Genomic DNA, 9,175 nt, shown 5'->3' on the forward strand with positions numbered 1-9,175 from the left:
AGGCCAAGCGTGCTGGTATCCGCATAGAACCTGTTGACCCCAAATATACCAGCCAGACGTGTGCCGAGTGTGGACATTGTGAAAAAGGCAATAGACAAACCCAGGCATCCTTCAGATGCAAAGTGTGTGGTCATAAAGACCATGCTGACCGCAACGCTGCTCGGAATATCCGAGCAAAGGCTTTGTGTCAACAAGCCTAAAGTCTCGCCATACCCCCAATGGTGGTGTCAACCACCGGGGGAATCATGTGGCAGGGACAAGCCCACAGGCTTTAGCCGGGGGTGGTTGACGGATTTTAATTCTGTTATCAGGAGAGGTATCGTATAATTAATTCGCGCGGCGAGCGGCGTTGGTTTTTGGATGACAGTTCAAAACATTCTGGATCGCGGCTCAACTGCATGCCGCGATGACGGGATCCTCTCTTCTCCCTTTATACCTATATCCCATGAAACAAACCCTCTACCTCGCAAAAAACTACCTCACCATCGCCATCCGCAACCTCCTGAGACATCCGGGCTATTCATTGATCAACTTATCGGGACTGGCACTCGGAATGGCGTGTGCGGTATTGCTCGCGATCTACATCGCCTATGAACTGAGCTACGACCGGTTTCGCCCAGAAGTAGCGCGCACCTACCGCGTCATGAAGCAAACCCGCCATGCAAACGGACGGATAGCGTGGAACACGGGGCAACAGGGACCACTGGCAACCGTACTGCCCGAAGAATTTCCAGAAATAGAAGACGCCACGCGCTTTTGGGCTGGCCTCCGCTGGATAAACGCCGGGGAAAAATCATTTCAACAGATGTTCTGGCTAAGCGACCCCAACGTATTCGCGTTCTTCGGCATCGAAGTCCTGACAGGCGATCCCCAGACCGCATTACAGGACCCATTTTCAGTAGTTATAACAGAACCCATCGCCCGGAAATTTTTCGGAACCATCAATCCAATCGGCAAAACAATCACAGTAGATCACAACCTATTTGGCGGCACATATCAAATCACGGGCTTAATACGACAAGCACCCCACAACTCGCGGTTTCAATATGACTTCATCACCGCCACCATGCCACAGGGCGTTCGCCAGCGCAGATCGTGGGATCACTGGTTGCCGCCAGCGTACTCGCGCCCGGCAAACACATACCTGCGCCTGAAACCCGGAGCCAAACCCGAAGACATCGCCCCCAAATTGCCAGAACTCGTCGAACGCTACGCGGAAATCGCAGAAGACGAAAGCGAAACCGTGCGCTATTATCTCCATCCCGTCTCCCGCATGCACCTGTATTCCAAAGTCGATATGGCCGGATTTACTGGCGACGCGGGAAGACCCTACAAAGACATACAGCAAATCTATCTGCTGGGACTCGTGGGATTCTTCATCCTCACAATAGCCTGTATCAACTTCATGAACCTCTCCACAGCCCGATCCGCCAGCCGCGCGAAAGAAGTGGGACTCCGAAAAGTCGTGGGCGCATATCGCTCCCATCTCATAAAACAATTCCTTGGCGAATCCCTCCTCTTATCAGCCCTATCCGCCTGTATAGCACTCGGATTGGTATATCTCGCACTACCCCCGTTCAGCGCATTTGTGCAAGAAAACCTCACCCTGAACAGCGGATTAATCCTCTGGATCCTGGGAATCACCCTCTTCGTCGGGCTAATATCCGGAAGCTATCCCGCACTCTACCTCTCTGCCTTCGAACCCGCAACCGTATTGAAAGGCGGAGCGATCAAAGCCGGATCAGCCCCAGCCCGCGTGCGAAAAGGACTTGTCGTATTGCAATTTGCCATCTCGATTATATTGATCATAGGAACCATCATTGTAGCCGATCAGATGCGATTGATACGGGAAAAAGACCTGGGATTTAACAAAAAAGAAGTCGTCGTCGCCTCAATCTTCCGACAAGACCGATATCAGAGCAATGGCGGACAGTTGCAAAAGCGATATCTTCAGATAAAAGACGCATTCTCACAACACCCGAACATCACAACCGTATCTGCAACATCGCATTTGCCGGGAAACAGCTGGCCTAACCGCGAGTGGTTCTTCCCAGAAGGCGACCCAAACCGGGGCGTTGAAGTACGCGTATTTGGCGCAGACGAGGCATTTATAGACTGCTACGACATACCCCTGCTATCCGGGCGAAATTACGACCGCACATATGCGGAACGCGCGTGGGAAAGACGCGGCAAACCCGGAGAACTATTCGTCATAAACGAAACAGCAGCAAAAGTATTTGGCTGGACAGACCCCAGAGGAAAAATACTGAACTCACACGTTCGAAAAGGACATGTGATCGGCGTAGTCAAAGACTTTCACTATCGACCCCTCTACGAAACCATCGAACCACTGGTCATCACAGCCGCGTGGTATCGCCTCAGCCACCTCTCCATGCGGATTCGACCAGCACCCGAAACAATGGCATTTCTACAACGCACCTGGACGCAATTTCTCCCCACCCGCTCGCCCGAAATCGCCTTTGCGTCCGACCCGTTGGAACGCTGGTATCGGGACGACCAGCGCACGGGACAAATATTCAGCGCGGCATTTGTCATCGCAATCTTTGTCGCGTGTCTGGGACTATTGGGACTGGCAGCCTTCACCGCAGAACAGCGCACAAAAGAAATCGGGATACGCAAAACAATGGGTGCATCCGTCTGGAATCTCGTAATACTGCTGTGCAGAGACTTCGTCATACTCGTCGGAATAGCAAACCTGATCGCCTATCCGATTATTTATCTGGCAATGGAACGGTGGTTGCAGCATTTCGCCTATCGAATCGAACTCGGCGCAACCCCATTTGTCCTGGGAAGCCTCCTGACATTGGGAATCGCGCTATTAACCGTAAGCACACAGGCGTGGAAAGCCGCCCGAACAAATCCCACTGAGACATTGCGATATGAATAAGGAATAATCCCATGCAATACCACCTTGCACAAATAAAAGCATTCTGTGACGCGCATCCAATCGGCGCAAAAGTCCTGATCGTTCCCACCATGACCACCGGACACGACCTCGCAATCGCACTTGCGGCAACGGGATATTCGTGGCTGAACTTGCAAATCGAAACCCCGCGCAGCCTCGCGGAAAAAGATGCGGGAGCCCATCTCATCGAGGAAGGGTATTCGCGCATGGCGCAAGACGCGGACTTATTCTATCTGGACGAAATGATCCCCCAGGCCGTGCGTGAAATCGATGATGAATACTTCGCGCAACAGGCCACTGCGCTCGCGCGCCCTTTTCTGCGCACATTGCGCGTCCTGCGGGCAGCGGGTTTGGAACTGGAAACCGACTCGCTCTCTGAGAAAGGCACGCGGCATCGGGTATTACAGCGACTTTATCAAACGTATTGCGCGACATTTGAAAAAGACAAGCTCTACGACAACGCCGTATTGTATCGACGTGCATTGAAACATCTAACACCTTCACAAAACACACACTATGCCATCCTGGACGAAACCCCATTACCCGCGCTGGCATTCTCTTATATAAGTAAAAAAACAGAGGGTTATATCTGCCGCATCGGGCGAAATAATATGGGTGTATCGCCCCCGCCACACAGTGCAGCAAAACGCTTTGAAAAAGCGCCCTATCCCACTGCCACGGGCAAAATCGGAGTAGGCGGAAACATATCCGCATCGGGATTAAACCCCAGAGACAAATCTCAAATCCAACTGTGCGAAACCCTGGGCACAGAAACAGAAATTAGCACCGTATTCCGCGACATCAGATCGGGAACCATCCCCCTGGACACCGTCGAAATTGCATACACCTCAGAAATGCCCTATGTGAGCCTGTTGTGCGATGCGGTTCAACGATTTGACCTGCCCGCCACATTTGCCGAAGGCATTCCGATAGCGACAACCCGAACCGGTCGCGCATTGGTGAACTTCTATCGATGGATAGGCGCTGGATACCCCGCAGACGAACTCGTAATGATGTGCCGCGCGGGCCTGATCGCCTCTGAAGGCGCACCTGTAATGGCAACCGTCCTCCAACAAGCGCATATTGGCGAAGGCGAAGGCCCCCGACGTTATTTTACTGCCCTGAACCAGATAAAAGCCGACCTGCGCCATAGAGACACCGAAAACTCGGAAACCGGCCATCGCGGATTAACCCTTGAGGAAATCGAAGCTGTTGAAGAAGAACTCAATCGTTTATTCGCTCTAATCCCCAGCGGATCCGGTGTATCGCTCAACGCATTGGTTAATGCCGGCTTGCAATTTCTCGCACACTTTGCAAACGCCGAAGAAGAGATCCTCATCGCGATCCGGGATCGCCTGCACCACATAGCTCAATCTGTGCGCCGCAAAGCATCTGTGCGCCGACTGGCAAACCGTCTATCTGAACTGACCGCCAACCTTTCTTTCCAAGCCGAAGCAGCCAAACCCGGGCATCTGGCTATTGCCCCGCTTTCGCGCGCGGGATACACCAATCGCGCACATATTTACATCACGGGCATGGACGAAGCCACCTTCCCCGGTGGCGCAACAGAAGACCCAATACTATTAGACGGCGAGCGCTCGGGCGTATCCGGTGAACTGGAACTACGCCGCACGCGACCCGCTGAGCAAGTGTGGCATCTCATTCGCGTACTGGGCATGGCATATAGCAAAGTGACATTATTGTCCTGCCATCGAAGCCTATCCGACAGCCGGGAACGCCATCCCGCCGCGCTCTTTCAGCAAGCCGCCGAACAGATGAACATCACCCCTGTACCTATTGCACGCGCCTTGCCCGAAAACGCTGCACAGGCACTGGACGACGCAGAGGCAATGCTGGCACATTACCCTTCTGCCAATTACGCCTCCATTATGAATCGGACCTTTCCCTATCTGGTTGCGGGACAAAAGGCGCGCCGCAATCGCGAATGGGAGGGATTGACGACCTATGATGGGTGGCTGGGTAAGCCCGCACCCGAATTGGCGATTACCGCACAACACCGCATCTTTTCACCCTCAAAACTGGAAATGCTCGCCCGATGCCCATACCGGTATTTTTTAAACCACGTACTCGAAATACAACCCATAGAAAAAGCCGAAACCGACCCCACGCGATGGCTCGACCCCCTGTCTTATGGCGCTTTGCTACACAGCTTATTTCACAAATTCATGCAAACCCTGAAAGCGCGAGGCGAACACCCTGACCGCGAACGGCATGGAACATTGATTCGTGAACTTCTACAAAAAGAAATAGAAGCCAAAAAACAAACCCACCCCGTTGAACACGAAGCGGCGTATCGCGCCGACGTCAAACGCCTATCGCAAGCCGCGCAAGTATTTCTATCCGTCGAGTCCGAGCAAAAAAACGCCGACCCCATCGGATTTGAAATAAGCTTCGGATTTGGCGAATCGGGCGGGCTGAATTGCGAACCCCCTGTGACACTCGAACTCACAGAAGACATCGCGATTCGCATCCGCGGACGCATTGACCGCGTAGATCGAGTCGAAGACAACTTTGTAATATGGGATTACAAAACCGGATCCATGGCGCAATACGACGAACAGGACCTGCTCAAACGCGGCACGCATTTGCAATGGGCACTGTACGCTTATGCCCTGAACTCGATCTTGAGACAACAACGCGAACCTGGCCGCGTACAATTATCCGGTTACGTCTTTCCCGGCGACAGAGAACACGGACGTCGGCTTTCAGAAACGCCGCCAGAACCCGAAACACTCGCCAATGTATTGCGCCCCCTGCTCGAACTGGTATCCCAGGGTGGATTTTTTCACATACAAAAATCCCAGGAATGCGACTACTGCATCTACAACCGCGTCTGCAGCAAAGAACGCCTGGACGCCAACGCCCTCGCCGACGCACGTGAAAAAATGGACGACGACCCCGACTTCGCGCCCTTATTGGACAGCCTGAATAGCTGGATGGGAATATGAACCTTCAAGATCAACAAGCACGCGATCAAATAGCTGACGCACTGGATCGCAATATGATGGTGCTCGCAGGAGCAGGTGCGGGAAAAACCCATGCGCTGGTGCAGCGGATGGCGAACGCGGTGCAAAAAGGTGTCGTACCCGTAGATCAACTATCGGCAATCACCTTCACGCGCAAAGCAGCGGGTGAAATGCGCGGGCGCTTCTTCAGTGAATTAAAATCGCGCGCCCAAAAAGCAGACGGTGAGGCATCGAAACGCATTCAAGCCGCACTCGAAAAAGTAGATCAATGCTTTATTGGCACCATACACTCATTCTGCGGCCAGTTATTGCGCGAACGCCCAGTTGAAGCGGGCCTGCCACCCGACTTTTCAGAAGTCGAAGAACGCGAAGAAGCCGTCATGCGCCGCGAAGCGTGGGATCAATTTGTCCAGCAGAGTTTTCTATCCGAAGACCCGCGACTCGTCAAATTTGAAGAACTGGGTCTGCGCCCGGAAGACCTGTATGGATTTTTTCAAAGACGCTACCAGTTCAGCGATGTACCCCTCGTACCCGACTCAGTACAAAAACCCGATTTATCAACCGCAGTTTCAGAACTTGAAGCATTTCTGCAACGCATGGAAGCCCATATCCCCGATCCACTCCCCGGCAGACGCGATGCCCTCCAGACAGCATTGGTGCGCGCGCGATTATTCCTGTCGAACCGGGGAATTCAGTCCAACGCGGATCGCATCGAGCTCCTGCAAATACTCAGCGGGAACCTCGGTGTCACCCTCAAAAGCTGGACGCCCAACCAGGATTTTGCAAAACACTTGCGAGACACCTTATTCCCCGAATTTCAAACCGAAATACTCAACCCCACCCTCACCAGATGGCGGCAATACATCTACCGATTCGCTGCCCCCTTTGTCGATGACGCAGTTGCAGAATACGCCAGAACCCGCCGCGAAACCGGACGCCTTACATTTCAAGACCTGCTCGAATTGGCCGCGCGATTACTGCGCGATCACCCCGAAGTGCGCCACCACTTTCAGGATCGATATAGCTGCCTATTCGTAGATGAATTTCAGGACACCGATCCTATCCAGGCCGAAATATTGCTGTATCTAACCGGCGAGAACCTGAAAGAGACCGATTGGCGCAAACTCACACCCCGCCCGGGCAGCTTATTTTTAGTCGGCGACGGCAAACAATCAATCTATCGCTTTCGCCGCGCGGATGTCGAAACCTTTGACCTCGTCCGCAACCGCATTGGCAACACCAATGGCGATATCGTCAACCTGAACACGAACTTTCGCTCAGTGAGCCACCTCTGTGATTGGATCAACGCGGCATTTGAACCCCTGTTCACCGCGCATGAAAGACCCTATCAAGCCGAATTTGCTCCGCTATTCAAATACAGACCCGATGGCGAAAATATGGCCGTCCGCCGAATCTCAATTGACAAAGTCTATCGCAACAGCCGAAGCCAGATCGCCGAGGAAGACGCCAGACGGATTGCAAACTTCATCGCAGCGGCCATAGAAGGCAAAACAGAATTTAACGGAGAAGACGCCAGCGCATCGCCGGGCGACTTTCTCATCTTAACGCGCACCTCTGGCTATTTGTCTCATTACGCCCAGGCTCTGGAGGAACGCGGTATTCCCTTTGAAATCACGGGAGGCAATCGCCTTGGCGAAGCAGACGTATTGCACACACTCGCGGACTTTTTGGAAACCGTTTATATGCCCGACAATCCGCTTCCGCTACTCGCCTATTTGCGGGGAGACCTCGTCGGCCTGGGAGATGATACCCTCTATGCATTCAAAAAAGCAGGCGGTGATTTCAACTGGACACGCGATCTACCCAAAGGAATGGATCGAGAATTATATCTAACATTCGAGCGTGCTTATGACCATCTCCAAAAAGCGTCGGAATGGTTGCAATCCCTATCGCCAGATACCGCCATAGCGCGCTGTGTAGAAAGACTTGGCCTCCTGCCTTTTGTGCGCACCCTGCCCATGGGAGAAACCCATGCTGGCAATCTCATCCGCATCTTATCTCTCGTCCGCGAGTGGAGCGCTCAGGGAATGCATTGGGGACAGGTAGTGACCGAACTGCGCGCCCTCATTGACGACAGAGACTACAAAATTGAACAAATGACCATTCCCTCCGCACAGGAAGAAGTCGTGCGATTGATGAACCTGCACCAGGCCAAGGGATTACAGGGCAAAATCGTCTTCCTCGCCGACCCCTATGACACGAGTTACACGCGCTATGGTCCCGAGTTTCACGTATCCCGCACCCGCGACGAACCCTTTTTGGCATTGCCCATTACAAAACCCCGCGGACCATATCAACGCGAAGTCGTCGCCGAACCTGTGGGTTGGGAAGACGCCGAAGCCGAAGAAACGCGATTTTTGCAAGGCGAAGAACTGCGATTGCTCTACGTAGCGGCAACGCGCGCGGAAAATTTGCTCGTGGTATCCACCTACGAGGAAAAACCCGACCATGGACCGTGGTCGCCGCTCTATCCCCATCTAAAAAACGTGCCCGAACTGGCGTACGACGCCCATTCATCGCATCCCATCCCAGAAACGCCATCAACCAAAACGCCGTCTGTAGAATTGGAACGAGAGCAAAGAGATGTATTCTGGCAAGCTGTGAAAAAAGAATCGTTTAAAGTCGCGCAGGTAACAGATGACCGGGCGGACATCACATATACGGACGAAGGGCGATCAGCAACAGGCAAAGGAGCAGCGTATGGCATCGTGATCCACCAGATATTCGACGATGTCATCAACAGACGATTGCCCGACGATCCCACACCTTACGTCATCCATCTGCTACAGGAAACGGGAGCAGACGCCGGGTTTCTACCACACGCACTGGACGCATTGCAGCAATTTTGCAACTCGGAGATCTGGACGGAAATACAGGCATCGGAAATCGTCTATACCGAAGTCCCCTTTGCCGTATCGCAGGCAGAGGACAACGCCAGCGAAATTATCCGCGGCGTCATCGACCTGGTCTATCGCCTTCCTGAAGGATGGAAAATCGTCGATTACAAAACCAATGTGGTAAAAACCGACGAAGATGTACGAGTCCTGTGCGAACAAACAGCCGACCAGGTGAACACCTATGCCAGACACTGGGAGAAATTCACCGGAGAAACAGTTGTCGCAAAGGGTTTGTGGCTGACGGCAAGACGTGAATTTATAGCCATTTAAGTTGTTCTTTTTTTTCCTGACAACTCTTTGGGACACAGAGGGTATTCGGACAAAAAGCAAGGTTGACAAAATCA

General features: G+C 52.9%; 4 protein-coding genes. All 4 read left to right on the forward strand.

Annotated elements, in window-relative coordinates:
• The coding region (locus OXH16_08685) for a zinc ribbon domain-containing protein (GenBank protein MCY3681462.1) at positions 1-200 on the forward strand (200 nt) is incomplete at its 5' end.
• Between the two features lie 245 nt (positions 201-445).
• On the forward strand, positions 446-2,908 hold the full coding sequence (locus tag OXH16_08690; protein MCY3681463.1) for an ABC transporter permease: 2,463 nt from the start codon (positions 446-448) through the stop codon (positions 2,906-2,908).
• Positions 2,909-2,919: 11 nt separating this feature from the next.
• On the forward strand, positions 2,920-5,895 hold the full coding sequence (locus OXH16_08695) for a PD-(D/E)XK nuclease family protein (protein MCY3681464.1): 2,976 nt from the start codon (positions 2,920-2,922) through the stop codon (positions 5,893-5,895).
• A complete protein-coding gene (locus tag OXH16_08700) occupies positions 5,892-9,101 on the forward strand; it encodes a UvrD-helicase domain-containing protein (GenBank protein MCY3681465.1) in 3,210 nt (1,069 codons plus the stop codon). Before OXH16_08695 ends, OXH16_08700 begins: the two co-directional genes overlap by 4 nt.
• The last annotated feature ends 74 nt before the right edge of the window (positions 9,102-9,175 follow it).

It is taken from the genome of Gemmatimonadota bacterium (genome assembly GCA_026705765.1).
Classification (GTDB): domain Bacteria; phylum Latescibacterota; class UBA2968; order UBA2968; family UBA2968; genus VXRD01.